We start from the raw sequence: 25,354 nt of genomic DNA, 5'->3' as shown, positions 1-25,354 counted from the left end.
GCAGCGTAGCTCATCGGCTGCTCCCGCCCGGACGGAAGCGGCGGTCGTAACCGGTCGAGTAGAGGGCGCTCTCGCGGAAGGCCTTTGCGTCCAAAGTCCGCCCGACCAGGATCAGGGCGGTGCGTTCCAGCTTCTCGGCACGGACCATGGCGGCGATGGTGGACAGCGTCCCCTTGATCACCCGCTCATCGGGCCACGACGCGCGCCAGACTACCGCCGCAGGACAATCGCCCCCGTAGGACGGCAGCAGGTCCTCGACCACCTGCTCGATCACGTGGATCGACAGGTGAATGGCAAGCGTCGCCTTCGTCTGAGCGAAGGTGGCAAGTCGCTCCGTCTCCGGCATGGCGGAGGCGCGACCCGAGGTGCGGGTGAGGACGAGCGACTGGCCGACCTCCGGCACCGTCAGCTCACGCCCTAAAGCCGCGGCGGCGGCCGCGAAGGCGGGAACGCCGGGCGTGATCGTGTAGGGAATGCCCAGCGCATCGAGGCGCCGGAGCTGTTCCCCCATGGCACTCCAGATCGACAGGTCGCCCGAATGGAGCCGCGCCACGTCCTCGCCGTTTTCGTGAGCCCGCACGTATTCTGCCGTGATGGCATCGAGGTCGAGAGGAGCCGTATCGACCAGCCGCGCGCCGGGCGAGCACCAGGATAGGATCTCCGGCGGCACGATGGAGCCGGCATAGAGGCAGACGGGGCAGCGTTCGACAAGCGAGCGTCCACGCACGGTGATGAGATCGGCGGCACCGGGGCCTGCTCCGATGAAATGAACGGTCATGGAGCGGTCTCCAGGCGCGCGAGGGCGCAGGTGGCGGACGCGGAGGCGATGCGCGTCAGGACGAGTTCGGAGCGAGGTCCGGCGGCCGCGAGAGCTGCCGCTTCCGCAACGGAGCCGACGCCATGCGCGGCGATGGATCGGGCCGATTGCGTCCGCACCCGTTGTGCCGCTGCGGCAAGCGCGCTCTCCTCGACGGCAATCGCAAGAACCGCAAGCCTGCGGGCGGATTCCGCGAAGGCGGGCATGTCGGCGAGGGCCTTGATCGTCGCGAGTTTCGCAAGTGAATCCCGTGTAAGCGCGGCGCGCTCCAGTGCCTGTTCCACGAGCGCCACGATGTCCTCGGCGGCCGCGATGCGCCTGAATCCGATCCCTGCCACGATCATGGCTTCACCACCATCCATTGCATAACGGGCATCGCCGCCCGCCAGCCATGCATGCCGCCGACGGGTTCGAGGCGCGAGACCGCCAGGCGCCGCATCGTGCCGCCGTGCCGTGCGTAGAGATTGCCGAGCAGGGTCTCGGTTTCCAAGGTGACACCGTTGACCACGAGACGCCCGCCGGGTTTCAGCGCGGCCCAGGCGGCGTCGAACACGCCTGCCTCCGACGCGCCGCCGCCGATGAAGATCGCATCCGGCGCCGGCAGATCGACCAGTGCGTCCGGAGCTCGCCCGATGCGGATGTCGAGAGTCGCCGTACCGAGGTCGAGCGCATTGCGGCGCGCCCTCTCGGCTCGCTCCGGACGCTCCTCGATTCCGATGCAGCGATTGCGGGGATGGCGCAGGCACCATTCGATGCCGACGGACCCGGCGCCGAGACCAATATCCCACAAGAGCTCACCGGCTTTCGGCGCGAGCGCCGCAAGGGTCAGGGCGCGGATCTCCGCCTTGGTGAGCTGGCCGTCATTCTCGAAAAAGGCATCGGGTAGCCCGGGCGCGAGAGTGACGATGCGTGCATCCCTTTCTGCTAAGACCTCGATCGCGACCGTGTTGAGCGGACCGATCTCCAGGAGGCTGAAATCGGCAGCATTCGTGCGGCGGATGCGCTCGCGCGGGCCGCCCAGGGCCTCGCACACGGTGATCACCGAGGCGCCGAACCCGCGCGCCTTCAGCAATTCCGCGAGCTTGTCCGGCGTCGAGCCGTCCCAGGACAGGGCGAGAATGCGGCCGCCCGGCTGCAAATGGGGAATGATCCGCTCCAGCGCCCGTCCGTGCAGGCTCACGCAGTCGCATTCCGGCAGCGACCAGCCCAGGCGCGCGGCCGCGAGGCTGAAGGCGGAGGGTTGCGGAAAGCAGGCGATTTCCTCGGCCGGAATGAGCCGTGCAAGTTCCGCCCCGACGCCGTAGTGAAACGGGTCGCCGGTCGCAAGAACGCAGGTCGGCTCGCCGCGCCGGGCGAGGATCAGCGCATAGGCGTCCGCGAAGGGACTCGGCCACGGTTGCGCCTGGCCGGAGAGAGGCTCGGCGAGTTCGAGATGGCGCGTGCCGCCGATGACGAAGGCAGCCTGATCGAGGGCAGCCAGGGCCCTCGGGGAGAGGCCTGCGCGCCCATCCTCGCCGATGCCGATGATGGTGAGCCAGGGGCTGTTCGGCGCCATGCTCGACTCCTGCTCAGAATTCGGGGAAAAGGTGCGCATGCGCATCCTCATTCTGGGCGGCACCACGGAGGCCTCCGCGCTCGCCGCGCGGTTGGCCGGCCGATCCGATGTCAGCCCGCTCCTGTCCATGGCCGGCCGCACCAGCGATCCGCGCCCCATGCCGATCCCGACCCGCATCGGCGGCTTCGGCGGTGTGGCGGGGCTCGCCGCCTTCCTCCGCGAGGAGAGCATCGAAGCCGTGATCGATGCGACCCATCCATTCGCCGCCGTGATGTCCCGCAATGCGGCCGAGGCGTGCGCTCTGGCTAAGGTCCCTCTGCTCGCCCTTCGCCGTCCGGCCTGGACGCCGCAATCCGGCGACCACTGGATCGAAGTGCCCTCGATGGAGGCGGCCGTTCAGGCGCTCGGCAAGTCTCCGCGACGCGTCTTCCTCACAGTGGGGCGCCTCGAACTCGCCTCCTTCGCGGCTGCACCGCAGCACACTTATCTCGTAAGGACCATCGAGCCCATCGGCGATGCCCTCCCGGTGCCGAATGTCGTCGCCATTCAGGATCGCGCGCCGTTCCATGACGCTGCGGAACGTACGCTGATGCAGCGCGAGCGTGTCGACGTAGTCGTGACCAAGAATTCCGGCGGATCGGCGACTTATCCGAAGATCGCGGCGGCGCGGTCGCTCGGCCTTCCCGTCGTCGTCGTGGCGCGGCCCGACGAGCCGCAGGGCGTCGAGGAGGTCGCGAGTGTCGACGAAGCGCTCGAATGGCTGGAGAAACGTCACGGCCGCGCCCCGTAGAAGCGCGGCGTATAGACGTAAGGCGCCCCCTCTTCGGGCCGCTCGATCAGCCGGGTGTTGGACGCGCCGATGATCACGATGGTCGACATGTCGGCCATGGCGGCTTCCACCTCGGCGAGGGGCACGATCCGGATCCGCTCGTCGGGACGGCCGACCGCGCGGGCCAGGATGATCGGCGTGTCGGGTGCACGCGTCTCGGCGACGATCTCGAAGGCCGCGCCGAGCTGCCAGGGGCGGGCGGAGGAGATCGGGTTGTAGAGCGCCACGACGAAATCGGCCGCAACCGCCGCTCTCAGGCGCGACGCGACGACGTCCCACGGCTTCAGGTTGTCCGAGAGCGACAGGGCGCAGAAATCGCCGCCGAGCGGCGCGCCGACACGGGCCGCCGCCGCGAGCATCGCCGTGATGCCGGGCTCCACGCGGATGTCGAGGCCGCGCCAGGACGGATCGCCGTTCTCCACCGCCTCGAACACGGCCGCCGCCATGGCGAAGACGCCGGGATCGCCGCCGGAGACGACGGCGACGCGAGCGCCTTTTGCCGCGAGTTCGAGGGCGAAGCGGGCACGGTCGAGTTCGACGCGGTTGTCGGACGCATGCCGCCGCACGCCCGGCCGTTCCGGCACGCGGTCCACGTAAGGGCCGTAACCGACGATGTCGGTCGCCGAGGCGAGAACTGCGGAAGCGGCGGGTGTCAGGTAGCGCGGATCGCCCGGGCCCAGGCCCACGATGGTGAGGGCGCCCGTCATACGCGCCTCCCTTGCCCCGGAACGATGATGAGGGAGAAGTACGGCGCGTTCCAATCCTCGGGAAGATCGGGCAAGGGAACGATCCGTTCCTCCGCCATGGTGGCCCGTTCCACGTAGATGGCGCGCTCGAACAGTCCGGTGGATTTCAGCACCGTGCGGACTTTCGGCAGATGGCTTCCAAGCTTCATCACCACGGCGGCGTCGGTGCCGGAGAGGCGGCGGGCCAGCTCCGCCTCGGGCAGCGTGCCGGGCACGATCGTGAGCACGTCGTCGCCCCAGGTGATCGGCGCTCCGGCACGGGTCCAGGCTCCTGACATGGCCGTGACAGCTGGTACCACTTCAATCGGTATCCGATCTTTCAGACGCCACCAGAGATGCATGAAGGACCCGTAGAAGAAGGGGTCGCCTTCGCAGAGGACGCCGATTGTGCGGCCCGCCTCGACCTCGGCGAGGAGGCGGGCCGCCGCTTCCTCGTAGAAGGGGTTGAGGGCGGCGGCGTAGTCCGGATGATCGGCCGGGATCTCGATGGTCACCGGATAGGCCAGGGCGATCTCGCGCTCCGGATCCTGCCCCACGATGGCGTCAGCGATGGTCCGCGCATTGCCGCGCCGTCCGCGCTTGCAGAAATGAACGAGCCGGTCGGCCGTCTCCAGCAGCTTGCGGGCGCGGACGGTCATGTAGTCGGGATCGCCAGGGCCGAGGCCTAAACCGAAGAGGCGGATGGGTTCCTGTTGCGGCATCGGCTTACTCGACCGGGTTCGCGAGGGCATTGACCGCCGCGGCGGCCATGGCGCTGCCGCCGCGTCGGCCATGGACGACGACGTACGGCACGCGTCGGTCGCGGGCGAGGGCTTCCTTCGATTCCGCCGCGCCGATGAAACCGACCGGAATGCCGATGACGGCCGCAGGTTTCGGTGCGCCGGCATCCAGCATTTCGAGCAGGTGGAACAGGGCCGTCGGCGCGTTGCCGAACACCACGAGGGCACCCTCCATGCGCTCGCGCCACAGCTCCATGGCGGCCGCCGAACGGGTGTTGCCGAGCTCGGTCGCGAGGCCTGGGACGCGCGGATCGTCGAGGGTGCAGATCACCTCGTTGTTCGCCGGAAGCCGCGCCCGGGTGATGCCGTTCGCCACCATCTTGGCGTCGCACAGGATCGGCGCCCCGCGCTTCAGGGCCGCCTCCGCCGCATCGGCGAAGTCCGGCGAGAGTTCGACATCCTTCGGCAGGTCTGTCATGCCGCAGGCGTGGATCATCCGCACGACCACCCGCTCGGCCGTGCCGGAAAACCGCGACAAGTCGGCCTCGGAGCGGATGATCGCGAAGGAGCGGCGATAGATCTCCGCGCCCTCGCGGATATAGGCGCGGTCGCTCATCGGGAGCGCTCCAGGGCGGTGCGGCGCAGATCGGCGGGCTTCGTCGGCAATAAATTTTTCATAATATCGTCGAGGGATAGGGTCAGAGAGGGAATATCTCGGGTAGAGCCTTGGGGCACGACGTCATAGCGGCCATCGACGCGTCCCACCAGAGTCAGATCGGCCTTTCCCGGATAGGCGCAGCCCTTCGGACAGCCGGAGACATGAATGGATGCGCCTCGCGCCAGAAGGTCGCCGGAGGTTTCGGCGATCCTCAGGGCGTCTGACGGGGCAGGAGTCAGACCGCTCGCACAAGCGGGCCTGCCCGGGCAGGCGGTCAGCGACAGGCGGGGATCGTCGGCGGTGGTGATGAAGCCGGCACGGGCGGCTTCGGCAAGCAGGGGCGCGACATGCTCGTCCGCAACGCCTGGCAGCAGAAGGCCGCGGGTGAAGGACAGGCGGATCTCGCCGCCGCCGAAGCGCTCGCTCCATGCGGCGGCTTGGACTAGCTGCGCAGCATTGCAGCGGCCGAAGGGCAGGGCGAGCAGTACCGCCGCTCCGCGTCCCGTTTGAAACAGGCCCGCATGGGGCGCGGCGGGGCGCTTCCGGGGCGGTGCCGCCCGGGTGAGGGTTGCCGATGCGGCGAGTTCGTCGGCCAGGCCGGGCTCGAGATCGCGCAACCTGCGCGCGTCGGTTCTGCCCGAGCGGCGCATTTCGGCAAACCCCGCCAGGATGGAGCGAGCCGCCTCCGGCGCGCCGGTCAGGCCGGCGGTGCCGATCCAATCAAGGCCGTCAGGGGTAGAGCGCCCGAAAGCGACGGCAGCGCCGGTCGCCACGAGATGGAGATCGGCCCCGATAGCGTCGAGCGGCATCGAGCCGCCGCCATCGACGGCGATGAAGAATTTTGCCGGCAGCCCGTCCAGGTGCGCAGCCTGATCCTCGATGGCCCATGTCAGGGCAAGGGCGTCGCCATGGTCCAGGGGATCGAGGCCGGCGAGCGGCGACACGGCGGTGAGGCGGTTCGGGCCATCGCCCTCGGGCTCGGCCAAGCCTTCGCGTTCCAGGATCTCAAGCAGGGCGGGATAGGTCTCTTCGCTCACGCCGCGGATCTGGAGGTTGCCACGGGCGGTGATGTCGAGATGGCCGTTGCCGTGCTGGCGGGCGACTTCGGCGATGACGCGGGCCTGACCGGCGCTGATCCTGGCACTGAGCGGATGCAGGCGCACGAGGAGCCCGTCGCCGGTCGCCATGGGACGTCGAACGCCGGGACACCATCCGCGACGGCGTTCGCTGATCGGCTGCGCGTTCATTCGGCCGCCTCCTTGCGCCCATCGTCGAAAAAGGCTGCAACGGAATTGAGGCGGCTCGCCCACAGGCCGCGACGGCGCGCATCCGCGAGACGGTTGCGGATCGCCTGCGCGGCAGGCGGATTGGCGGCCTCGATCCGCGTCCAGGTCGACTCGTCGCCGATGAGGGCCGTGAAGACGAGATCGAGGGTTTCCGACGGAACTGCATCCGTGGTCGCCGCGAAGGCGAGGAGCGCATCGACGCCTTGCGCGACTTCGGCCGCGCCGCGCCAGCCGTGGCGCAACTGGCCGGCGATCCAGCGCGGGTTCGTCAGGCGTCCGCGCACGAGGCGATCCACGTCTTCCCTCAGCGTGCGGGCCTTCGGTTGCTGCGGACGGCTCGTGTCGAGGCTGTAGACGGCGGGCGAAGCGCCGAGCGTCCGGGCCGCCGCCGCGAAGCCACCGATGGCATCGGCGGCGGAATCTCCGTCCAGGATGTCGCGCTCGGCTACGTCGCTCACATGCACGAAGGCTTCGGCCTGCTCGACCCGCTGCGGGAAGCTTTGATCTGCCCGTGCTTCTCCACCGGATCCGAAGGCATGGGACGTGCCGTCCAGATAAGTGCGCCCGAGGTCATGCCGTGTCGCCCATTCGCCGTCGAGCGCCTGGGTGGATACGCCCGCCCCATAGGTGCCGGGCGCGGAGCCGAAGACGCGGGACATCGCCTCGCCGCGTCGTCGCGCGGCGGCGAGTTCGTTCCACTCGTCGTCCTCGTCGAGCGCTGCGACCGCGCGGGCGGCCTGATCAAGAAGCGCGATCTGGTCAGGAAAGGTGTCGCGGAAAGCGCCGGAGACACGCAGGGTCACGTCGGCGCGGGGCCGGTCCATGAGCGGCTGCGGCACGATCTCGAAGCCGGTCACGCGGGTCGAGGCATGGTCCCAGGTCGGGCGCACGCCCATAAGGGCCAGCGCATGGGCGATGTCCTCGCCGCCGGTGCGCAGGGTCGGGGACGCCCACAAATCCATCACGATCCGGCGCGGCCAGTCGCCTTCTTCCTGCAGGTGGCGGCGCACCACTTCGGCAGCCGCGCGGTGCCCGAGTTCCGTGGCCGCGCGCGTCGGGATCGCCCGTGGGTCGAGGGTCGCGAGGTTGCGGCCGGTGGGGAGAACGTTGGTCTGGCCGCGAGAGGGCGAGCCGGACGGGCCGGGCACGACGAAGCGGCCGTCGAGAGCTTTGAGCAAACCCTCGCGCTCGCCGGTGGAGCAGGTCTCGAAGCCATCGGGAGCATGGCCGAAGACGTGCAATCCGTCGCGGATCGTGACCTCGCCGAGATCGCAAAGATGCGCGTCGAGGCACGTCAGGGCCTCGTCCATCGCCATGCGGTCCTCGACGCCGCAGGCCGCCGCGAGGCCGCTCGTCCGGGCGCGGTCCAGAATCTCCCTCGCGACGAGTTCGGCCCGCCCCGGATGGAGCACCTGCGCGGAGGAGAATTCCTCGACAAGTTCGCGCAACGCGCCGGCCTCTCCGTGCAGGCCCGCCTCTGCCGTCTGCGGCGTGAGATGCCCGATCGTCACAGCGCCGATGCGGCGCTTGGCAGGCGCCGCCTCGCCCGGATCGTCGACGATGAACGGGTAGATCACCGGCACATCGCCGATGGCAAGGCGCGGCCAGCAGGCGTTAGAGAGCGCCACCGCCTTGCCGGGCAGCCATTCGGTGGTGCCGTGGGTGCCGAGATGAACGAGAGCGTGGATGCGCTCGATCGTTCTGAGGCCGCAATAGAAGGCCAGATAGCCGTGGCTCGGCGGGCATTCGGGGTCGTGATAGAAGCCTTTGCGGTCGAGACCGTGGCCCCGGTCCGGTTGCAGCGCGACGAGAGTATTTCCCGCACGAACCGCACGGAAGTGGAAGGCTCCATCGGCAAATATGGGATCGTTCTCAGGCTGTCCCCAGCGCTCATCGATGGCGATGCGTTGTTCCGCTGGCAGCGTATCGAGCCAAGCGCGGTAGCAGGACAACGGAATGTCGAACGAAGCTCCGGATTGCGTGAGAAGCGGCATCAGTTCGTCGGCCGTAAAACTCCGCCCGGCCGCGTAACCGGCTTGTTCGAGAAGATCGAGGATCGCGCAGGCGCTGGCTGGCGTATCGAGCCCGACGGCGAAACCAGCGCGCCCGCCCCGGGCGGGATAATCGGAGAGAACCAGCGCAAGCCGGCGCTCGCGGCGCGGTGTGCAGGCAAGGCGCACCCAGGCGGCCGCCGTGTCGGCAACGGCATCGATGCCGCCCATATCCGGCGCCTGGATCCGGCGTGAGAATGCGAGCGAGGGATCGACGGGTTCTTCCGATTTGAACGAGATGGGGCCGGCGGCAATGCGCCCGTCGAATTCGGGAAGCGCGATCTGCATGGCGAGATCGGCGGCGGAGAGCCCGCGCGGAGAGGCCTCCCAGGCCTCTTGGGGGCTGCCGACAGGGATCGCCTGCAGGATCGGGCAACCGGCCTGGTCGAGGACGAAACTTTCGTCGTCGCGGGACGAGAAGGCGGTCGTCGTGACGATGATGCCGGGACGTCGAGCCTGGATGGCGCGTCGAACGACGGCGACCGCTTCCGGGTCCTTCAGGCTCGATACGCCAAGGACGAGCGAGCCGATGCCGCGTTTCCTGAGAGCCGCCGCCAATGTTTCGATGGCCTGCGTGTCCCCCGAGAGAACGGCGGAGCGATAGACGAGGAGATACGCGAGGGGGCGGTCGCCGGGGAGGCGGGCGAGGAGGGATTCGGGAGTTGCAAAGTCAGAGTCGGATGCTTCATCCCGTGAACGCGACATTGCCACCGCTTCACCTCTCCCATGGGGAGAGGTCGGACCTTCAGGTCCGGGTGAGGGGGTACGCGCTTTCCGGAGGAACCTGTAACCCCTCACCCGCGCCTCCGGCGCGACCTCTTCCTCAGGGAGAGGTGAGTCCGCGCCCTTCTTGTCCTGAGGAGCAGACGTAATCTGCGTCCGCCTCACGTCATCACCGGCCTCGTACCGGTGATCCAGATGGATCGAAGCGCCGTGTTCTTCTGATCGGGATGGCCGGCACGACGCCGGCCATGACATGACAGGAAACGACTGATCGGGCGCATTCTCGGAGCGCGTGCATTGTTCGGAATCTCGCGTGAGCCACGCAAAGGCGCGGGGGACATTGCGCGGCGGCTCCGCGATGGTGCCCGTCTCGCCGATCTCGGCACCGATGCGGGCGAGAAGGCGGCGCATGTTGTCCATGCCGCCGGCCTGGAAATAGGCCTCCAGCTCGTCGCAGAGAGCCTGCGGCACGGTGGAATAGGCGGCGAGGCGCGGATCGGGGCGATCGTCGCCGGGCAGGACAGCGAGCTTCACTCCATGGGAACTGCAGATGCGCGAAAGGTGCTCGATGCCGTAGCGCCAATAATCGAGACCGCCGAGGCAGCGCACGAGGACGAAGCGCGCTTTCGATGCGGTCTTCTCGCTATAGAGATCGACGGAAAGAGGATGGCGCAGGCGACGCAGCGAGGCGAGGCGGAGCGATGCTCCGCCCGTCGTCAGACGTTGCGCGGCCGCCAGCGCTCCGAGGTCACTGTCCGCGAAGGAGAGGACGACGATGTCCCCCGGCGGCTGCTGGAGGTCCGTGGCCTCCGAGCCTTCGTCGAGGGAAATCGCTGTGACCGGGAGGAGGTGCATGTCACCCCTGGCGCAGGGCGGCTTCGACGGCCTTCAGGTCGAAGCCTTTCAGGCCGATCACGACCATGCGGCCATCGCGGGCTTCGCCGGCCTTCCACGGCCGGTCGAAATGATGCGCGACGCGCTGGCCGACACCCTGCACCACGAGGCGCATGGGCTTGCCGTCGACGGGGGCGAAGCCCTTGATCCGCAGCACGCCGGCCGCTTCCGCCGCGCGCTCGACGCGGGCGACGAGCGCCTCCGGAGTGGCGACGGGCGCAACCGGGATCGCGACGCTGTCGAAATCGTCGTGGTCGTGATCCTCGGCGGTCTCGTGGTGCGAAGGGCGGGATTCGAGATCCGCTTCCGCGGCGGCGCCGAGCCCGAGCAGAACCGTCGGATCCACCTTGCCCTGCGACGTCTCGATGACCTTCACGGCGCGCGGGAGATGCTCGTTGATCTCGGCGAGAACCTTGCCCTTGTCGCCGGCCGCCATCTGGTCGGTCTTGTTGAGGATGACGAGATCGGCGCAGAGGAGCTGGTCCTCGAAAACCTCTTCCAGAGGGTTCTCGTGATCGACCGAGGCGTCGGTCGTGCGCTGGGCTTCGAGCGCGTCGGGATCCTCGGCGAAGGCGCCGGAAGCGACGGCCGGACCATCGACCACGGCGATCACGCCGTCCACCGTCACGCGGGAGCGGATGTCCGGCCAGTTGAAGGCGCGCACGAGCGGCTTCGGCAGGGCGAGGCCGGAGGTCTCGATCAGGATGTGCTCGGGCGGATTCGGTCGGTTGAGCAGGGTGTTCAGGGCGGGCACGAAATCGTCCGCCACCGTGCAGCAAAGACAGCCGTTGGGGAGTTCGACGATGTCCTCCTGGGTGCAGCCCTCGATGCCGCAGCCTTCGATGAAGGAGCCGTCGAAGCCGAGATCGCCGAACTCGTTGACGAGAACCGCGAGGCGGCGTCCGCCCGCGTTCTCGAGGAGGTGACGCACCAGGGTGGTTTTGCCGGCACCGAGGAATCCGGTGACGATGGTGCAGGGGATCTTTGCAAGATCGCTCATGAATCGAGCCTTTCGGCGGCTCTCGTTAAGCCGCTGTGTTCGTCTTGAATGGGGGAATGCGGGCGACGACGCCCTTGCGGAAGGCTTCCGGACGCTCGCGCCAGGGCACGAGTCCATCGGACGTGGCCGCATAGCGGCGCAATCCGTCGAGGATCGTCTCGACCGATGTCTCGGCGCTCAGGTCGCCGTAGATATAGGTCCAGCGTCCCGGACCGGAGACAGCGATGGTGCAGGGCCGCTTGCACACGGACAGGCATTCGACCGCCTCCACGCGTACCTTTGGTGCATCGGGGTGGGCGAGCGCCTCCGTGAGAGCCCGGTGCAGGATCGCACCGGGCCGGAGCGCCTTGTCGTCCGGGCCACCCGCCTGACGGCAGGTGACGCAGACATGCAGGCAGATCTCCTCAGGATGTGAGGTCATGGGCTAAACTGCCTTGCGTTCGCCCGTGCCCGAAGCGGCCTGAGAGAGGAATCCCGATTTCGTCCGGTTTTCCTGGCGCGCCCAATACCAGCCGAGGGCAAGTCCAAGGGTTGCCCAGAAGGCGAACGCAACCGCGAGCGAGCGTGCTGCGAATTGCGCGGCCAGGGCGGCCGGAACGTCACTCGCAGCGGCCTCCGCGTGAGGCGCGCCGATCAGATGTGGAAGCACGATCGCGATGAGGCCGATGCCGATCGCCGCATGGTGACGCACATTCGTGATCAGATACAGGCCAAGGGCCGTTCCGGCGGCAGTGCAGATCCACCAAATCTGGCGCTCGGCGAGATGCGCGCCTCCCATGCCCGGAAGCTCAGGGGGCAACCCGACGGCAGGCGCGAGACTGGCGGCGAGAAAGCCGCCGATGGCCCATCGCAAGGTCGTCTGCAGGTCGAACCGGCGACCCGCCGCAAGGATCAGGGCCGCGAGGATCAAGGCATAGCCGACACCGCTGACCAATGTAGCCAGCGCCGTGAATGCGATTCGGGGAAAGCCTTCGCCTGGCTCCCAGGCGCTCTCTTCCCCTGCGTCGGACGGAGCATGTTGCACATGGGCCAGGTGCAACATCCCGCCGAACCGGGCGGCATGTGCTTCCGGCGCGGCGGCCTTCTCGTATGTCTCGGCCTGAAGAATCAGGGGGGACGTCAGGAAGGTTTGGAGGGTCGCAGCCACACAGGCAGCCAGAAACCCAGCGACCAAGGCCGCTTTCAGAACCCGCAGGATCATGGGATTCCCCTCTTAGTGGCAGGGGAAATTGTGCGAGTGACGCCAGTCATGCGCCGCATTGTGGATCGTCTCGGGCGAGGCGAAGCCCGAAATGAACACAAGTGCGAGGCCGAAGGTTGCTGCGGTGAGAATGGCCACGAGACGTTGAGACGGAGTGGCGGCGTAAGCTTGATTGGTGAGCGTCGACATGAATACCTCTTGGCCACCCCTCCGGCGGCATTTGGGTTGCACGATGACGGCAGGTCTCCTGGCTCGCGGGTCGATGCATTGCGCTACCGCCTTCCCGGGCATCACCGCCCAGTGGCATTTGGAGCGAAGGCTCGCCGCTTACAGTTGCGGGGGCAGCCGCGGTGTCTCACCGCATTCCCTTTTCACCCCGTCGCCGGGGCACCGTCCGTTACATGCTTACCGGGGCACGGGACATCTTTCAAGCCTCGGTCGTGGAAATCGGGTGTCTTGAAATCGGGTCCGAGCCTGTTCATGGTGCGGCCCACTCATGCGAAGGCAGGTTCGGGATGACCCAGGACGAAGAGGCGCGCCACCGCGCCAAGATGATCAAGCGCAAGGAAGTCCAGGACCGGGAGGTCGCCTCGAAGACGGTCGAGAAGGGGCTTCTGATCGTGCATACCGGCCCCGGCAAGGGCAAGTCCACGGCCGCCTTCGGCCTCATGCTGCGGGCGCTCGGGCGCGGCTTCCATGTGGGCGTGGTGCAGTTCATCAAGGGCGCCTGGGAAACCGGCGAGCGCCTCGCCCTCGACCGTTTCTCCGATCAGGTCGAGTGGCACACGATGGGCGAGGGCTTCACCTGGGAGACGCAGGACCGCTCCCGGGACGTGGCGGCGGCGGAGCGCGCCTGGGCCAAGGCCAAGGAGCTGATGGCGCGCGAAGACATCCGCCTCCTGGTGCTCGACGAGCTCAACATCGCGCTGCGCTACGAATACCTGCCCCTCGCCGAAGTGGTCGAAACGCTGAGACGGCGTCGCTCAGATCTCCACGTGGTCGTCACGGGCCGCAACGCCAAGCCGGAGCTGATCGAGGCCTCCGATCTCGTGACCGAGATGACACTGGTGAAGCACCATTTCGCCGCCGGCGTGAAGGCGCAGGAAGGCGTCGAGTTCTGATGCGCGCGCTCATGGTGCAGGGCACCGGCTCCAATGTGGGCAAGTCGCTCCTGGTGGCGGGCCTGTGCCGGGTCTTTGCGCGGAAGGGGCTGATGGTCCGCCCGTTCAAGCCGCAGAACATGTCGAACAACGCGGCGGTCACCGCCGATGGCGGCGAGATCGGCCGCGCCCAGGCCCTGCAGGCGCGCGCCGCCGGCGTGGCGCCGAGCGTCCACATGAACCCCGTGCTGCTGAAACCGCAGAGCGAGACCGGCTCGCAGGTGGTGGTGCAGGGCCGCGTGGTCGGCACCGCCAGGGCGCGCGAGTACCAGTCCTGGAAGCCGCGCCTCATGGAGGCGGTTCTCGACAGCTTCGGGCGGCTTTCGGAAGAGGCTGATCTCGTCCTCGTCGAAGGGGCGGGCTCCGCCTCCGAGGTGAATTTGAGGGCGGGCGACATCGCCAATATGGGCTTTGCCCGCGCGGCCGATGTGCCCGTGGTGCTCGTGGGCGATATCGACCGGGGTGGCGTGATCGCAAGCCTCGTCGGCACCAAGGCGGTGCTCGATGTGGCGGATGCGGCGATGATCCGCGGCTTCATCGTCAACCGTTTCCGGGGCGACCCCGCGTTGTTCGACAGCGGCATGCGATTTGTCTCCGAGCGCACCGGCTGGCCCGCGCTCGGTCTCGTGCCGCATTTTTCCGACGCCGCGCGTCTTCCGGCGGAGGACGGCCTCGGGTTGAGGCGGGAGGGCCGAAGGGGTTCGGTCGTGGTCGCGGTTCCGGTCACGCCCTGGATCTCAAACTTCGACGATCTCGATCCTCTTCGCGAGGAGCCCGGCGTCGAGGTGGTGCTGGTCGAGCCCGGCCATCCTCTGCCGGCGGAAGCCGCGCTCGTCGTGCTGCCCGGCTCCAAGACCACCATCGACGACCTGATGTTCATCCGCGTGCAGGGTTGGGATGTCGACCTGAAGGCGCATGTGCGCCGGGGAGGTCGGGTCCTCGGCCTCTGCGGCGGCTACCAGATGCTCGGGACGCGCATCGACGATCCGCTGGGCATCGAGGGCGAGGCGGGCCGCTCCATCGCGGGCTTGAGCCTGCTCGACGTTACGACCACGCTGACCGCGAACAAGCGGCTCGAGGCGGTCGCCGGGACTACGCTGGCAGACGGCACGCCTTTCTCCGGATATGAAATGCATATCGGCGAGACGTCAGGGCCGGATGCATTCTCGCGGGCTTTCGCCCGTCTGGCGAACGGGCAGCCCGACGGCGCCGTCTCGGCCGACGGTCGCGTGACGGGCACCTATGTCCACGGCCTCTTCGCGGACGACCGACAGCGGGCGCGGTGGCTCGCCTTGCTCGGCGCACAGACGAGCGATCTCGCTTACGAGGCCCTCGTCGACGACATTATCGACCGCTTCGCCGATCACCTGGAGACGCATCTCGATTGCGAGCGTCTCTTCGCCCTCAGCGCGCGATGATCCAGGTTAGAAGTGTCGCGCCGGCTGCGAGAGCGAAGAGCAGCAGGCAGGCGGTCCGGTAAAGCCCGAGCGCACGGTCGATGTCGTCCGCGTTCGCCTCCGCGCGCCCGTCGCCCATCCAGCGATCCTCGATGCGCACATCGCCGTAGACGCGCGGCCCGGCCAATCTCAGGCCCAGGGCACCGGCCATCGCAGCTTCCGACCAGCCCGCATTGGGCGAGCGATGGTGGGAGGCGTCGCGCAGCACCGCGCGCCACGCATTTCGGGCAGAGGCGCCCTGGTGAAGAGCCGCTGCCGCGACGATGAGGAGCGCCGTGAGCCGCGAGGCGGGCAGGTTCACGAGATCGTCGAACCGTGCCGCCGCCCAGCCGAAGGCTTCATGCCTGGGCGTGCGATGGCCGATCATGCTGTCGGCGGTGTTCGCGGCTTTGTAGAGAGCACCACCGGTAAGACCGCCGACCCCGATCCAGAAGGCGGGCGCGACGATTCCGTCGGAAAAATTCTCGGCAAGGCTCTCGATGGCCGCGCGGGAGACGCCGGCTTCGTCCAGGCTCTGTGGATTGCGCCCGACGATCATCGAGACGGCCCTGCGCCCACCGTCCAGCCCGCTGTCGCGCAGGCCTTCCGAGACCGCCGCCACATGTTCGTGCAGGCTGCGCTGGGCGATGAGGGTGCCGGAGAGAAGAGCGAGGAGCGCTAATCCGACGATGCCGAGCGGCAGAAATAGCCACTCCAGAATCCAGGCCGCGAGACCGGTCATGGTCAGGAGGATCAGCAGAGCCAGGATGCCGGCAGCCCTGCACTCCCCGAAGGAGCGTGTCTCCCGGTTCAAGCTCCGGTCGAGCCCCTTGATCAGCCTCCCGATCCAGGTGACGGGATGCCCGATCCACGTGTAAAGGCGATGGGGATAGCCGAAGGCGGCCTCGGCCGCGAGGGCGAGGCTTAAGGTGAGCAGGCTATCGGAGAGGGCCATGGGGAAATCGGATGAGTGAGGCGCGGATCTGGCACGGGGGCGACCTGGACGAGGCCCGACGGCTCTTTCCGGACGCGCCAGAGCCGTGGATCGACCTGTCGACGGGGATCAATCCCATAGCCTATCCCATGCCTCCCTTGCCAGCCCGTCTGTTCGAACGGCTGCCGTCGCCGGCCGACCACAGGGACCTGGAGGCGGCTGCCGCCGAGGCCTATGGCGCGGCGGATCCAGCGATGGTCGTGGGCGCACCGGGGACGCAGGTTCTCATCAGCCTGCTGCCGATCCTGTGGCCCCGGTCACGGGTCACCATCCTCGGGCCGACCTATGCCGAGCATGCCCATGCCTGGCGCGGGGCAGGCCACGCGGTTGCGGAGATCGGCTCACTCGACGAGGCCGGCGAGGCGGATATCCTCGTCGTGGTGAACCCCAACAATCCCGATGGTCGTTTGCTCCGGAGGGAGGTGCTGCTTGAACAGGCCGTGCGTTTCGGGCGTCGGGGCGGCAGGCTCCTAGTCGACGAGGCCTTCGCCGATTTCGACGGCAACGAGACGCTCGTTTCCGTCCTTCCGGAGAACACCGTCGTCCTGCGCTCCTTCGGCAAGACATACGGGCTTGCGGGAGTAAGGCTCGGTTTTGCGGTTGCGGCGACCACATTCGCCGAGACGCTGAGGAAGGCACTCGGACCCTGGTCCGTCTCAGGGCCCGCCATGGAGGTCGGACGGCGGGCGTTGCGCGACCGGTCCTGGCGAGAGGCGGCCCAAGCGGCGAGGGCCGAGGATGCCCGCCGCCTCGACGCGCTTCTGGAGCCGCTGTCGAGCCGGGCGCCGGGCGGCACGATCCTCTACCGTCTCATGGACAGCAGCCGGGCATCCGACGTGTTCTCCCATTTGGGGCATCACGGCATCTGGGTCCGCCGCTTCCAGCACGATCCCCGTCTCCTGCGTTTTGGACTTCCGGGTTCGGCGGAGGCCTGGCGGCGTCTCGAGACGGTCCTTGCGGACCTTCACAAGGGCTGAGTTCCACGCTTGAAAAAGAAAGAGCCGTGTCCGACCTCGCGATCGAACCACGGCTCAAAACCATGCTCTGGCCCCCTCAGGCACGGAAGATATGAAATATATCCTTGGTGAATGTTGTCTTTGAATTAACCACATCAATGGGGGTGTTCTATAGATGGGCGCTCCCGGATCGAAAATAGCGGGAAATACGTAGGTCTACAGTCAAGCTCGACTTGCGGAGTTCTTATCGCTTCAGGCGCTTCACATTGGCGCGCACCTTCCGGCGGTATCCCCTGACGACCTTATGGGCCGATCCGCCCGTCGCGAGTGTGGCAGCCGCTTCCGCAAAGGCGGTGACCTTCTCCGTCACCATCAGCAGGTTTTCCGCGTGGGAGCCTCGGCCCATGGCCGCTTGGGAGAGGCGGGTCCAGATCACGAGCTGGGATTCGACGGCCAACATCGTGGTGTCGGTCGCCAGTTTCATCCAGGGCAAAAGCATCGAAACTCCTGAAGGGCTTGATGGAACAGCAGGTCTATACAATCAGAGTGGCGACATAAAGTTTCGCCGAACGGCCTGTCCAGAATAGTGGTCGGGGATTCCGAGGCATTTTGGAATTCCGCTCTTGTGGATTAACATAGGTGAATACCAGGATGGGTGCGTCCATCCTGGTCAGCGTTCCCGAGGGTATGCGTCGTGCCCCGCTATTACATTGATGTGAAAAGCCATTTCTGCACGGAAGAGGATCTGAGTGGAATGGAGCTGCCGGATCTTCAGGCAGCCAAGATCGAGGCCGCGAAGGTCGCCGAGAAGCTCCTGGAAAGCTGGGCAGGGATGTTGCCGCATTACAGCAGCGAGATCATGATCGAGATCGTAGGCGAAGATCTTCGCCCCGTCCTGATCATTCCGTGCTCAGAGATCGGATGATCCTCCGCAGTCAGTGGCAAGGCGTTATCGGGGGCTGTCTGAACCGGCCTTAGATCGTTCCGACAATATGTATCATGGAAGCTGGCAGCACAGGAGAAACGCCGCCAGTGCGGCTGTTACGGCCGTGGCGATCAGGCCCTTGTCGATGACATGACCGGGCAGGGCGTTGCGATGTGGCATGCGCTTGATCAAGACATAGCTCGTTCAGGGCGACCCAGGATGACTTACCTGTGGCAGCCTCCCGGCAAGTCAACCTCTCACATTCCATGAAATCATGGATTCGTCGGCGGCAGGAGCTGTGAAAATTTTCGGCGGATGATCTCGTAACATTCGCAGGCCATCTCCTCGAGACCACTTCGATCGATGATCGTGATCACGCCTCTGCTCTGATTGATGAGACCGGCCTCGTGGAGGGCGCGGGTGACGGCGCTGACGCTCGAGCGCTGGACGCCGAGCATTTCCGAAAGGAATTCATGCGTCAAAGGGATGTCATCGGATGCCCAGCGGTCACGCGTGTTGAGGATCCAGCGGCAACAGCGCGCTTCGACGCTGTGTGTGGCGTTGCAGGCGACACTCTGCAGGGTCTGCGCCAGTAGTGCCTCGGTGAAGCGCAAGAGGAGCTGCTGGACCTTAGGCCTTGTCCTGAAGGCGTCGTGCATCCGGTCGAGATCGACACGGGAGGCCGTTCCGCCGATCTGCACGATATAGCGGCCGAAAGAGTCGCGGGAGATGAAGGCGCTGACGAGACCGACGATGGATTCGCATCCGAACGTCGCCATCTCGGCGGACTTCCCGTCGAGCATCACCGTCACGAGAGAGATGACGGCGGTGTGGGGGAAGTATGTATAGTCGAGCCTCTGGCCGGCCTCGTAGACCACCTGGCCTCGATGGAGATCGACCAGCGTCAGATGCGGTTCCAGATAGGCGAAATCCTCATCGTCGAGAGCGGCCAGGAGCCGATTTCCACAATGCGGATTGTCCATCTGAACCTGAGCCATTGCGAATGGTCCTGTCCCGAACCGAGACATCTTACCACATCCGGCATCCGGAGACGCGCCGCTTTTGATCCTCAGGTGGATGATTGCTCGTTAAGGCCTCTCATCAGCTCTTCTCGAGGCAAATGCAGAGACGCCGGCAACCGATCATCCCGCATCACCGGCGTCGCCATGATGGTCGGCGCTCCACCTCACGGCGACGCGCATTCATCTGCAGTTCGAGCAGATGCCTTTCTCGATCAGCTTGTCGATTCGCTGGTTCTGACGATCCATCTGCCTGGTCGCCTTCGCGTCGTTCGTCGAGAAGTCGTTGCGGGGCTGCGTCACCGCATCCCGCTCCAGAGTGTTCTCCGACGGCACCACGACCTCGCCGTTGCGCACCGGCGGCTGGCGGGGGTTCTGCCCCTGGGCGGAAACCGACGATGCGGCCAGGAGGCCGGCGAGCATAACGGGCAAAACGAGAGGTCGCATCATTCTCTCCTGCTCTCAGGCGATTTCAGGAAAGTTTGCCACCGCTCCGACGGCATTGCTTGACCGAACGGGACAGGCTTCGAAAGCGTTCAGAATCTCGCACTGATGCCGAGCACCGGCCCGTGCTGGAGCATGTCGTACTGGTAGCGCTGCCGCCCCTCGCCCTGGCTGTAGTCCACGTAGAGCGCGCGGTATCCGACGACGCCCGAGAACGTCACGCCCTGATAGGTGCCGAGCTCGAATCCATAGGCTCCGATGGCCTGCCAGGAGAAGTCGCTCCCGAGGCCGAACCCGCCGATGTCGCCGCGCAGCAGGAGCTCATGACCCGGAGAGACGGTGTAGCGGATGCGTCCGCCGATCATGGGATCGACCCAGTCGACCGAACCCGAATGAGCAAGCGCGCGGGAACCCACCACGTCGAGATCGGCCGTCGAGACGGCACCCGTGACGGCCAACGAGAGATCCGCCGACTGGTGCCAGTATCTTGCCCCCGCGAGCAGGTCGAAGGCCAGCGGCCCGGAGCGGTAGACCTCGTAGGCGGCGCCGGCTTCGATGATGGCCATGTCGATATCGAGGCTCAGGGACGTAGCGAGAGCGCCGGTCACGCCAGGTGCCAAGGAGCGGCTTCTTATTCTGTTGCCGTCCACGCCGATATTGGCCCAGACCGCATTGGTAAAAAGAGAGACCGGGCCGTTGCGGGCTTCGAAGTCTCCCATCAGCGCCACGAGCGTGTCCGAGGCCTTGACGATATCGGCGAAGCTGGCATCGACTTTCACGGACCTGCCGCGGATCGTCTCGGTGCCGTTCAACGCCAGCAGCCAGCCGTAAGGCGTGAAGCGATAGGTCCAGCTGGGCAGAGCAGGGGCCTCGACCACGGGAGCAGGGGGAGGACCCAAATCCGCGGCAAGCGTGCTGCTCGCGCCTCCGAAGACCAGGCCGGCCGCAACCATAGGGCCACAGGACAGACGTTGCGGAAGGTAACGCATCGTTCCCCCTTGGATTGCCGATCACTCGTCCCCAGCCATGTCATAGCAGCCGAGGCAACATCCGGCGTCAAGGCGATGGCCGTCGACTAGCCCTTTGTAGGTATTCGTGGGCACGAGAATCCTGGGCTTCCGCAAAAACCGGACATATCGCTTTCGACATGCATCCTTTCAGGATGTCATGCCTTCAAGGCCCGATGTCCGGGCTGAACCGGCATTGTCCCGATTTGGTAAGTGAATGGCTCAACCGATCAAGCAGCGCGGAGAGGTCCGATTAGGATTCGCGCTGCGTATCCACCTGACGCTTGATCGATGCCTGCGCCGATCGACTCTCGTGTTCTGTTCTCGACGACGGTCGGATCGGCATTGCCGGACGAGCGTCGGAGAGAGGCGAGTTGGTGGGCTGCCTCATCGTCAGGTTCAGCTGGAAGCCGCGACGCCGCGCGTGACCCCAGGCTTGATGGTTTCGCCCCGTGTGAAGCTCTGGCGCCTGCCGTCGTCCCGGCGGATGACACTCGTCGACCTCGTGCAACAGGGGCATCCGCAGCGCCTCTTGCATGCTGCATTTCCCGGTCTGCGGAGAGGAGGCCTCCATGAGAGCCATGAGAACGCTGACGATCCTGTCTGTCGCAGGCATTGCGTCCATCGTCGGGCTCGCAGCCGCACAGGCGCAATCGGAGCCCAATCCCATACAGGGTACGCCGAACTCGCTGTTCCCCTATGCGGCTGCGAACGAGGTTCAGATCATCAACGGCGTTCCCTGCCGGACCGTCCTGATCGGAGGCTCCAACGTCCGCGTTCCCGTGGAATGTGCCGGTCATGTTCCGACCGGGACGTTCGAGCCGGGCACGACCGGGAGCATTCGGATCGAGAACGGAGGCGGTCAGATGGTCGGCGGTCGCCCGCTGACGGGCACACCGGACGCGGTGTTCCCGTATGCAACGCCGAACGAGGTCCAGATCATCAACGGCATGCCCTGCCGGACCGTCCTGATCGGAGGCTCCAACGTCCGCGTCCCCATCGAGTGTATCCGCTAGCGCAGCGGCTGGGTTCAGAAGTGTGACTAATAGGATACAGAAAAAAGAAAAGGCAGCGATGCTGCCCGTTTATACTTGCCGCTTTTTGTGGCACACAGTACTTTATTGCAATGCAGCGCGGTGATTGGCGTCACCGTCCTGCTCGCCCTTCTTGGGCGTTTCCTCCCTAAACTTCGGGCCGCATTGTTGCGGCCCTTTTTCTTGTGAGGGGAGAGTATTCAGGCTTCGGCAGTCCAGCAACAGAAAAGCTGCGTCCTGATCTTGCACAAAAGTAGTAGAGGATGAAAGGTCCCCTCATCGTGCTCTGGCCGACGGGCCGGGTCCGGCTTCCGGTGCGGATCCCGATCCGGTCGGAGCAGCATGGGGAAAGAGCATTCCACTTTCAGGAGCGATGCTCTAAAGCATCGAACGCAAAAGTGGGAACCGGTTTTGCGTGGAAAGATGCGTCAAACCAGAAAGTTAGAGCATCGGACGTGACATCGAACTCACGTCCGATGCTCTATGAGATTCCGGCTGACTTTGGGGGTATTCGATGGGTGGGGGTGATCAACTCGGCGTTGCCGTGACGCTGGGGATCGTCGTGGCGGTGGGACTGGCGCTGTTTGTCCTGATCGCTTGGCTCTTTCGCGCCGTCTGGCGCTGGATTGCCGGGAGCGGCTCGAAGCCGAAGGGCCAGGGGGACGACCCGAAGCTGGATCTGAAGCCGACGATCGGCGCGTCCGGCATATCCGCCTCGGACCTCTTCGTGATCCGAACGAACCTCAATGCCGTCGCCAGGCAGGTCGAAGATCTGGAGCGGAGGCTCCGGCTCGCACCCGGCGATCAGGCAAAGTCCGTCGAAACATCCAGGTAGTCAGGCGTCGTCCTGGCGACGAGCCGGGACCCGCCTCGCAATCAAGGCTGCACGGCCACGTGGCTGTTTTGAATGGCCCGGAGGGTCGCGGCCTCGAGCTTTCCCGTGACGGGGAGCCCGCGGGCCTGCTGGAAGGCCTCGACCGCGCGGCGCGTGCCCGGGCCGAAGACCCCGTCGGCTTTCAAGGGGCCGAAGCCCAGTGCCGTCAGCGCCTGTTGCGCGTAGCCGATCTCGTCCTTCGAGGGACCCGCGCCGGCTGCGTCCGAAAGAATGGAACTCTCGGGTGGAGCGACGGCTTGGGAGGGGGCCTTCGACGGTTGTGGCCGCATCACGTCGATTTCGCCGCTGATCCTGGAACGGAGATATTCCAGGTGCTTCAACTCCTGCGTGGTGGCGGCAATCCGGTTCTGGACATGCTGCAGGTCCCGGTTCCCCTCCTTGAAACGCACCAGCTCGGCGGCGAGCGCATCACGGTCGGCACCGGCCGTTTCGGCGACTTGGCGCAGTCGCGCGATCTCGGCCTGGGGATCAGCGCCGGATGAACGGGGCATCAGGACCGAGAAGCCGTAGAGAGCCCACCCGGCCACGGCTATGGCGATCGTCAGACGGTTCATCATCACGCACCGGGTCCTGTCATGCTTCCTGCCTGCCGCGCCATGGGGGCGGAACCATGGCAGGAAGGATCGAATAGGAGTTATACGGTCCAGCAGGGTTAAGAAACCATAATAATGAGACGCAAGGGTCGGTCCTGAGCTGGCGCGGTCGGCAGGCTTCCCTTCTCACGGGGCAGGGTCATGGCGAACGCCGCGCCGACCCAGGCCTCCGGCGTTTTGACCGTGCCATCCGGCAGGCGACCATGCCGGCTCGGAACATGGCCCCGTTGCCCGTACGCCAGGGAAAATGGGAAAGGATGTCACGCGTGCCGATTGGATGACGCGCACGCCGGTCTGTCGGAGAAAAGAAGAGGGCCCCGGCCGATTGGGCTTGTCAGCGGCTTTCCGTCGTCCGCAAGGTCCGGGTCCGATCCATGGTCACGGCGCGATCACGGCCTTGGCCGGTTTCGCCCGTGGTCCGCCTATAGATCATGAACGCAGCGGCGAGGGCAAGAAGGCTCCCGGCGAAAGGCATGCTGAGCAGTGCAACGGTGGCGCCGTAAGGCCACAGCAGGACGCAACTGACGAGACCGCCAATCAAAGCCATTACGGGGTAGACGATCGCCATGGCGATACCTTCCTAGGGATTACCTCGTCGGCACTATAGCGTAGTTCTACCAAGCAATACTAGGCCTAATGCCGAGGTTTCGCGTGAGCTGGCTATGAGTAGAGTGTAGTGACAAAAGGGTGAAGAGATAGTTGCCGTTCTCGGTATCGGCTGATCGCGCTGAGCTCGGGAGCCAGGATCCCTCCGACCCCTGTGGTGAGAAGCGGGGCGCCGAGCACTTGCTCGAGGTCGCGATGTGCTCCTTCTCGGTCACCAGGAAAAGGCGCAGGCTGTGGGGATCGATGCGTCCGGCCCGGACTCGAATCCATCAAGAGAGACCGGGTCTTGGCAACGTGCGATCTGCACGTCTCATCGCAAGTGGATCAGAACTCTATTGTATTTGGTTGTTCCAGTTGCGACAGCCAACCGATCCTCGGTAACCCTGGGAGGGGCCGCCGTGGCTCGATTGTCGATGCGCAAACTGGTGTGTAGTGGATCCCGAACGGGGCCGAATGGACGGACTGTATGAGTAATGATTGGGACGTCATCATCGTCGGCGGTGGGGCCGCAGGCATTGCCGCTGCGCTGCGTCTGACAGCCAGCAGCCTGTCCACCTTGCTGCTCGAAGCCTCGCCGCGGATCGGAGGCCGGGCCGACACGGTCAACGTGGCCGGGCACGCGCTCGATCTCGGTTGCGGGTGGCTCCATTCGGCGGATCGCAATCCTTGGGTGGACATCGCAGAGGCGTCCGGCTTCGCCGTCGAGCGCCGCAGGCCGGCCTGGAATCAGCAATATCGCGACCTCGGCTTCCCGCCCGGAGACCAGGATGCCTCCGACGATGCCTACGCCGCATGGCATGGGCGCTTGCTGTCGGATCCACCCCGGAGCGACTGTGCCGCCGATGCGCTGGAGCCGGGCGGGAGGTGGAACGCCTATCTCCAGGCGATGAGCGGCTACATCAGCGGCGTCGGCCTCGAGCAGCTATCGATCGCGGATTATCTCGCCTACGACACGGCTTCGACGAGGAACAACTGGAGAGTGCCGGCCGGATACGGCGCCCTTGTCTCGTCCAGCCTGCCGCCCGGCGTCGCGCTGCGCCTTGCCACCCCGGTCGAGGCCATCGGCTTTGATGCCGCCAGGGTGAGTATCGCGACGAGAGCCGGCCGCATCACCGCTCGGACCGTGATCATCACCGTCTCGACGGCCGTGCTCACCGGAGGGTTCATCAGGCTTCCAGCCGAACTCGACGATTGGCGCCATGCCGCCGCCAGCCTTCCGCTCGGTCGCAACGAGAAGCTGTTCCTGGAGATCGTCGGTGACAATCCCTTCGAACCGGAGACCCATGTGATCGGTGATCCGCGCAAGCCAAGCACGGGCTCCTATTACATTCGACCCTTCGGCCGTCCCGTGATCGAGGGCTTCTTCGGCGGGGAGGGCGCCGAGGCGCTAGCTGCACACGGGCCCGCCGCTGGTTTCGCCTATGCCATCGACGAGCTTGCGGCCCTGTTTGGTTCGAACGTCCGACGCAGCCTTCGACCCTTGGTCGTCTCGACCTGGAGCCGGATGGATCACATCGGGGGCGGCTATAGCTATGCTCTTCCGGGAAAGGCGGAAGCGCGTGTCACCTTGGCCCGCCCCTTCGACGGCCGTCTGTTCTTCGCCGGCGAGGCAACCGAGACTCACGACTTCTCGACCGCCCACGGCGCCTATCAGAGCGGGATGCGGGCGGCCGACGAGGTGATGGCTGCGCTTCGTCCGTCTGCGCCCTAGGTCTAAAGCATCGAACGCAAAAGTGGGAACCGGTTTTGCGTGTAAAGATGCGTCGAACCACAAAGTGAGAGCATCGGACGCGCGTTCGATTCCAC

The 25,354-nt window shown here is 66.1% G+C and carries 27 protein-coding genes and 1 riboswitch; of the genes, 8 read left to right on the top strand and 19 right to left on the bottom strand.

What is annotated here, in order from left to right; translation table 11 throughout:
• Positions 1-10 precede the first annotated feature (10 nt).
• From cobM to U0023_RS23130, 3 genes are read right to left on the bottom strand one after another with little or no spacing between them, the layout of a single operon-like run.
• Positions 11-778, bottom strand: a complete 768-nt coding sequence (cobM, locus tag U0023_RS23140; protein WP_009764474.1) for a precorrin-4 C(11)-methyltransferase — start codon at positions 776-778, stop codon at positions 11-13.
• Positions 775-1,161 carry a cobalamin biosynthesis protein gene (locus tag U0023_RS23135; RefSeq protein WP_009764475.1) on the bottom strand — a complete coding sequence of 129 codons (387 nt, stop codon included), beginning with the start codon at positions 1,159-1,161 and terminating at the stop codon, positions 775-777. The genes cobM and U0023_RS23135 overlap by 4 nt, the downstream gene beginning before the upstream one ends.
• The gene (locus U0023_RS23130) at positions 1,158-2,372 is read right to left on the bottom strand and encodes a bifunctional cobalt-precorrin-7 (C(5))-methyltransferase/cobalt-precorrin-6B (C(15))-methyltransferase (RefSeq protein WP_009764476.1); all 1,215 of its coding nucleotides are present in this window, start codon (positions 2,370-2,372) and stop codon (positions 1,158-1,160) included. Before U0023_RS23130 ends, U0023_RS23135 begins: the two co-directional genes overlap by 4 nt.
• 37 nt (positions 2,373-2,409) lie before the next feature.
• Here U0023_RS23130 and U0023_RS23125 point away from each other — a divergent pair, with 37 nt between their 5' ends.
• Positions 2,410-3,162, top strand: coding sequence for a cobalt-precorrin-6A reductase (locus tag U0023_RS23125; RefSeq protein ID WP_009764477.1), 753 nt, complete (start codon positions 2,410-2,412; stop codon positions 3,160-3,162).
• Here U0023_RS23125 and cobJ read toward each other — a convergent pair.
• Genes cobJ through U0023_RS23080 form a run of 9 tightly spaced genes read right to left on the bottom strand, consistent with a single transcriptional unit; the run spans position 3,144 to position 12,668 of the window.
• Positions 3,144-3,908 (bottom strand): precorrin-3B C(17)-methyltransferase, encoded by a 765-nt coding sequence (cobJ, locus tag U0023_RS23120; protein ID WP_009764478.1) that lies wholly within the window; start codon positions 3,906-3,908, stop codon positions 3,144-3,146. The genes U0023_RS23125 and cobJ overlap by 19 nt on opposite strands.
• The gene (locus U0023_RS23115; RefSeq protein ID WP_009764479.1) at positions 3,905-4,648 is read right to left on the bottom strand and encodes a precorrin-2 C(20)-methyltransferase; all 744 of its coding nucleotides are present in this window, start codon (positions 4,646-4,648) and stop codon (positions 3,905-3,907) included. The genes cobJ and U0023_RS23115 overlap by 4 nt, the downstream gene beginning before the upstream one ends.
• A 4-nt stretch (positions 4,649-4,652) precedes the next feature.
• A complete protein-coding gene (locus tag U0023_RS23110; RefSeq protein WP_009764480.1) occupies positions 4,653-5,282 on the bottom strand; it encodes a precorrin-8X methylmutase in 630 nt (209 codons plus the stop codon).
• Entirely contained in the window at positions 5,279-6,571 is a 1,293-nt protein-coding gene (cobG, locus tag U0023_RS23105) for a precorrin-3B synthase (RefSeq protein WP_009764481.1), read from the bottom strand. The genes U0023_RS23110 and cobG overlap by 4 nt, the downstream gene beginning before the upstream one ends.
• The gene (gene cobN / locus U0023_RS23100; RefSeq protein ID WP_009764482.1) at positions 6,568-10,239 is read right to left on the bottom strand and encodes a cobaltochelatase subunit CobN; all 3,672 of its coding nucleotides are present in this window, start codon (positions 10,237-10,239) and stop codon (positions 6,568-6,570) included. Before cobN ends, cobG begins: the two co-directional genes overlap by 4 nt.
• A gap of 1 nt (position 10,240) precedes the next feature.
• On the bottom strand, positions 10,241-11,278 hold the full coding sequence (gene cobW / locus U0023_RS23095; protein ID WP_009764483.1) for a cobalamin biosynthesis protein CobW: 1,038 nt from the start codon (positions 11,276-11,278) through the stop codon (positions 10,241-10,243).
• A 25-nt stretch (positions 11,279-11,303) separates the two neighbouring features.
• Complete coding sequence (locus U0023_RS23090) at positions 11,304-11,699, bottom strand: DUF1636 family protein (RefSeq protein ID WP_009764484.1); 396 nt, start codon at positions 11,697-11,699, stop codon at positions 11,304-11,306.
• Positions 11,700-11,702: 3 nt separating this feature from the next.
• Complete coding sequence (locus U0023_RS23085; protein WP_009764485.1) at positions 11,703-12,479, bottom strand: CbtA family protein; 777 nt, start codon at positions 12,477-12,479, stop codon at positions 11,703-11,705.
• A 12-nt stretch (positions 12,480-12,491) separates the two neighbouring features.
• A complete protein-coding gene (locus tag U0023_RS23080) occupies positions 12,492-12,668 on the bottom strand; it encodes a CbtB domain-containing protein (protein WP_009764486.1) in 177 nt (58 codons plus the stop codon).
• 31 nt (positions 12,669-12,699) lie between these two features.
• Positions 12,700-12,887, bottom strand: a riboswitch (cobalamin riboswitch).
• Between the two features lie 107 nt (positions 12,888-12,994).
• On the opposite strand from U0023_RS23080, the gene cobO reads away from it, so the two are divergent.
• A complete protein-coding gene (gene cobO, locus U0023_RS23075; RefSeq protein WP_009764487.1) occupies positions 12,995-13,600 on the top strand; it encodes a cob(I)yrinic acid a,c-diamide adenosyltransferase in 606 nt (201 codons plus the stop codon).
• An 11-nt stretch (positions 13,601-13,611) separates the two neighbouring features.
• A complete protein-coding gene (locus tag U0023_RS23070; protein ID WP_040639192.1) occupies positions 13,612-15,057 on the top strand; it encodes a cobyric acid synthase in 1,446 nt (481 codons plus the stop codon).
• Here U0023_RS23070 and cbiB read toward each other — a convergent pair.
• Complete coding sequence (cbiB, locus tag U0023_RS23065; protein WP_009764489.1) at positions 15,044-16,030, bottom strand: adenosylcobinamide-phosphate synthase CbiB; 987 nt, start codon at positions 16,028-16,030, stop codon at positions 15,044-15,046. The genes U0023_RS23070 and cbiB overlap by 14 nt on opposite strands.
• Before the next feature lie 11 nt (positions 16,031-16,041).
• On the opposite strand from cbiB, the gene cobD reads away from it, so the two are divergent.
• Positions 16,042-17,046 carry a threonine-phosphate decarboxylase CobD gene (gene cobD / locus U0023_RS23060; RefSeq protein ID WP_009764490.1) on the top strand — a complete coding sequence of 335 codons (1,005 nt, stop codon included), beginning with the start codon at positions 16,042-16,044 and terminating at the stop codon, positions 17,044-17,046.
• Positions 17,047-17,269: 223 nt separating this feature from the next.
• On the opposite strand, the gene U0023_RS23055 is transcribed toward cobD, so the two are convergent.
• Positions 17,270-17,524, bottom strand: coding sequence for a hypothetical protein (locus U0023_RS23055; RefSeq protein ID WP_009764491.1), 255 nt, complete (start codon positions 17,522-17,524; stop codon positions 17,270-17,272).
• Positions 17,525-17,719: 195 nt separating this feature from the next.
• On the opposite strand from U0023_RS23055, the gene U0023_RS23050 reads away from it, so the two are divergent.
• Entirely contained in the window at positions 17,720-17,950 is a 231-nt protein-coding gene (locus tag U0023_RS23050; protein WP_009764492.1) for a DUF6894 family protein, read from the top strand.
• A gap of 272 nt (positions 17,951-18,222) precedes the next feature.
• On the opposite strand, the gene U0023_RS23045 is transcribed toward U0023_RS23050, so the two are convergent.
• The 3 genes from U0023_RS23045 to U0023_RS23035 all read right to left on the bottom strand — a co-directional run bounded on the left by U0023_RS23045 (position 18,223) and on the right by U0023_RS23035 (position 20,402).
• Positions 18,223-18,948, bottom strand: coding sequence for a Crp/Fnr family transcriptional regulator (locus tag U0023_RS23045; protein ID WP_009764493.1), 726 nt, complete (start codon positions 18,946-18,948; stop codon positions 18,223-18,225).
• Positions 18,949-19,152: 204 nt separating this feature from the next.
• Positions 19,153-19,419, bottom strand: coding sequence for a hypothetical protein (locus U0023_RS23040; RefSeq protein ID WP_154661162.1), 267 nt, complete (start codon positions 19,417-19,419; stop codon positions 19,153-19,155).
• Between the two features lie 86 nt (positions 19,420-19,505).
• On the bottom strand, positions 19,506-20,402 hold the full coding sequence (locus U0023_RS23035) for a hypothetical protein (RefSeq protein WP_009764495.1): 897 nt from the start codon (positions 20,400-20,402) through the stop codon (positions 19,506-19,508).
• 590 nt (positions 20,403-20,992) lie between these two features.
• On the opposite strand from U0023_RS23035, the gene U0023_RS23030 reads away from it, so the two are divergent.
• Together U0023_RS23030 and U0023_RS23025 are read left to right on the top strand one after the other, a co-directional pair.
• Positions 20,993-21,436, top strand: coding sequence for a hypothetical protein (locus U0023_RS23030; protein WP_009764496.1), 444 nt, complete (start codon positions 20,993-20,995; stop codon positions 21,434-21,436).
• A gap of 532 nt (positions 21,437-21,968) precedes the next feature.
• Complete coding sequence (locus U0023_RS23025; protein ID WP_009764497.1) at positions 21,969-22,289, top strand: hypothetical protein; 321 nt, start codon at positions 21,969-21,971, stop codon at positions 22,287-22,289.
• A gap of 41 nt (positions 22,290-22,330) precedes the next feature.
• Here the strand turns inward: U0023_RS23025 and U0023_RS23020 are convergent, their stop codons facing one another.
• Both U0023_RS23020 and U0023_RS23015 read right to left on the bottom strand, forming a co-directional pair.
• Positions 22,331-22,906, bottom strand: a complete 576-nt coding sequence (locus U0023_RS23020; protein ID WP_009764498.1) for a peptidoglycan-binding domain-containing protein — start codon at positions 22,904-22,906, stop codon at positions 22,331-22,333.
• Between the two features lie 370 nt (positions 22,907-23,276).
• Positions 23,277-23,510, bottom strand: coding sequence for a hypothetical protein (locus U0023_RS23015; RefSeq protein ID WP_009764499.1), 234 nt, complete (start codon positions 23,508-23,510; stop codon positions 23,277-23,279).
• 504 nt (positions 23,511-24,014) lie between these two features.
• On the opposite strand from U0023_RS23015, the gene U0023_RS23010 reads away from it, so the two are divergent.
• Positions 24,015-25,259: a flavin monoamine oxidase family protein gene (locus tag U0023_RS23010; RefSeq protein WP_009764500.1), complete on the top strand. Its 1,245-nt coding sequence runs from the start codon at positions 24,015-24,017 to the stop codon at positions 25,257-25,259.
• Positions 25,260-25,354 lie beyond the last annotated feature (95 nt).

The organism is Microvirga lotononidis, assembly GCF_034627025.1.
Classification (GTDB): domain Bacteria; phylum Pseudomonadota; class Alphaproteobacteria; order Rhizobiales; family Beijerinckiaceae; genus Microvirga; species Microvirga lotononidis.
Note: the sequence above shows the minus strand (reverse complement) of the source record. Positions and strands in the feature narration are given on the sequence as shown.

Excerpts from the sequence above, each read along its gene's own strand:
- U0023_RS23085 (WP_009764485.1), bottom strand. The coding sequence starts at position 12,479 with ATGATCCTGCGGGTTCTGAAAGCGGCCTTGGTCGCTGGGTTTCTGGCT.
- U0023_RS23125 (WP_009764477.1), top strand. The coding sequence starts at position 2,410 with ATGCGCATCCTCATTCTGGGCGGCACCACGGAGGCCTCCGCGCTCGCC.
- U0023_RS23080 (WP_009764486.1), bottom strand. The coding sequence starts at position 12,668 with ATGTCGACGCTCACCAATCAAGCTTACGCCGCCACTCCGTCTCAACGT.
- U0023_RS23135 (WP_009764475.1), bottom strand. The coding sequence starts at position 1,161 with ATGATCGTGGCAGGGATCGGATTCAGGCGCATCGCGGCCGCCGAGGAC.
- cobJ (WP_009764478.1), bottom strand. The coding sequence starts at position 3,908 with ATGACGGGCGCCCTCACCATCGTGGGCCTGGGCCCGGGCGATCCGCGC.
- U0023_RS23020 (WP_009764498.1), bottom strand. The coding sequence starts at position 22,906 with ATGATGAACCGTCTGACGATCGCCATAGCCGTGGCCGGGTGGGCTCTC.
- cbiB (WP_009764489.1), bottom strand. The coding sequence starts at position 16,030 with ATGGCCCTCTCCGATAGCCTGCTCACCTTAAGCCTCGCCCTCGCGGCC.
- U0023_RS23015 (WP_009764499.1), bottom strand. The coding sequence starts at position 23,510 with ATGGCGATCGTCTACCCCGTAATGGCTTTGATTGGCGGTCTCGTCAGT.
- U0023_RS23090 (WP_009764484.1), bottom strand. The coding sequence starts at position 11,699 with ATGACCTCACATCCTGAGGAGATCTGCCTGCATGTCTGCGTCACCTGC.
- U0023_RS23055 (WP_009764491.1), bottom strand. The coding sequence starts at position 17,524 with ATGCTTTTGCCCTGGATGAAACTGGCGACCGACACCACGATGTTGGCC.
- cobN (WP_009764482.1), bottom strand. The coding sequence starts at position 10,239 with ATGCACCTCCTCCCGGTCACAGCGATTTCCCTCGACGAAGGCTCGGAG.
- cobG (WP_009764481.1), bottom strand. The coding sequence starts at position 6,571 with ATGAACGCGCAGCCGATCAGCGAACGCCGTCGCGGATGGTGTCCCGGC.
- U0023_RS23110 (WP_009764480.1), bottom strand. The coding sequence starts at position 5,282 with ATGAGCGACCGCGCCTATATCCGCGAGGGCGCGGAGATCTATCGCCGC.
- U0023_RS23040 (WP_154661162.1), bottom strand. The coding sequence starts at position 19,419 with ATGATGCGACCTCTCGTTTTGCCCGTTATGCTCGCCGGCCTCCTGGCC.
- cobM (WP_009764474.1), bottom strand. The coding sequence starts at position 778 with ATGACCGTTCATTTCATCGGAGCAGGCCCCGGTGCCGCCGATCTCATC.
- U0023_RS23115 (WP_009764479.1), bottom strand. The coding sequence starts at position 4,648 with ATGCCGCAACAGGAACCCATCCGCCTCTTCGGTTTAGGCCTCGGCCCT.
- U0023_RS23030 (WP_009764496.1), top strand. The coding sequence starts at position 20,993 with ATGAGAGCCATGAGAACGCTGACGATCCTGTCTGTCGCAGGCATTGCG.
- U0023_RS23045 (WP_009764493.1), bottom strand. The coding sequence starts at position 18,948 with ATGGCTCAGGTTCAGATGGACAATCCGCATTGTGGAAATCGGCTCCTG.
- U0023_RS23010 (WP_009764500.1), top strand. The coding sequence starts at position 24,015 with ATGAGTAATGATTGGGACGTCATCATCGTCGGCGGTGGGGCCGCAGGC.
- cobD (WP_009764490.1), top strand. The coding sequence starts at position 16,042 with ATGAGTGAGGCGCGGATCTGGCACGGGGGCGACCTGGACGAGGCCCGA.
- cobO (WP_009764487.1), top strand. The coding sequence starts at position 12,995 with ATGACCCAGGACGAAGAGGCGCGCCACCGCGCCAAGATGATCAAGCGC.
- U0023_RS23025 (WP_009764497.1), top strand. The coding sequence starts at position 21,969 with ATGGGTGGGGGTGATCAACTCGGCGTTGCCGTGACGCTGGGGATCGTC.
- cobW (WP_009764483.1), bottom strand. The coding sequence starts at position 11,278 with ATGAGCGATCTTGCAAAGATCCCCTGCACCATCGTCACCGGATTCCTC.
- U0023_RS23130 (WP_009764476.1), bottom strand. The coding sequence starts at position 2,372 with ATGGCGCCGAACAGCCCCTGGCTCACCATCATCGGCATCGGCGAGGAT.
- U0023_RS23035 (WP_009764495.1), bottom strand. The coding sequence starts at position 20,402 with ATGCGTTACCTTCCGCAACGTCTGTCCTGTGGCCCTATGGTTGCGGCC.
- U0023_RS23070 (WP_040639192.1), top strand. The coding sequence starts at position 13,612 with ATGGTGCAGGGCACCGGCTCCAATGTGGGCAAGTCGCTCCTGGTGGCG.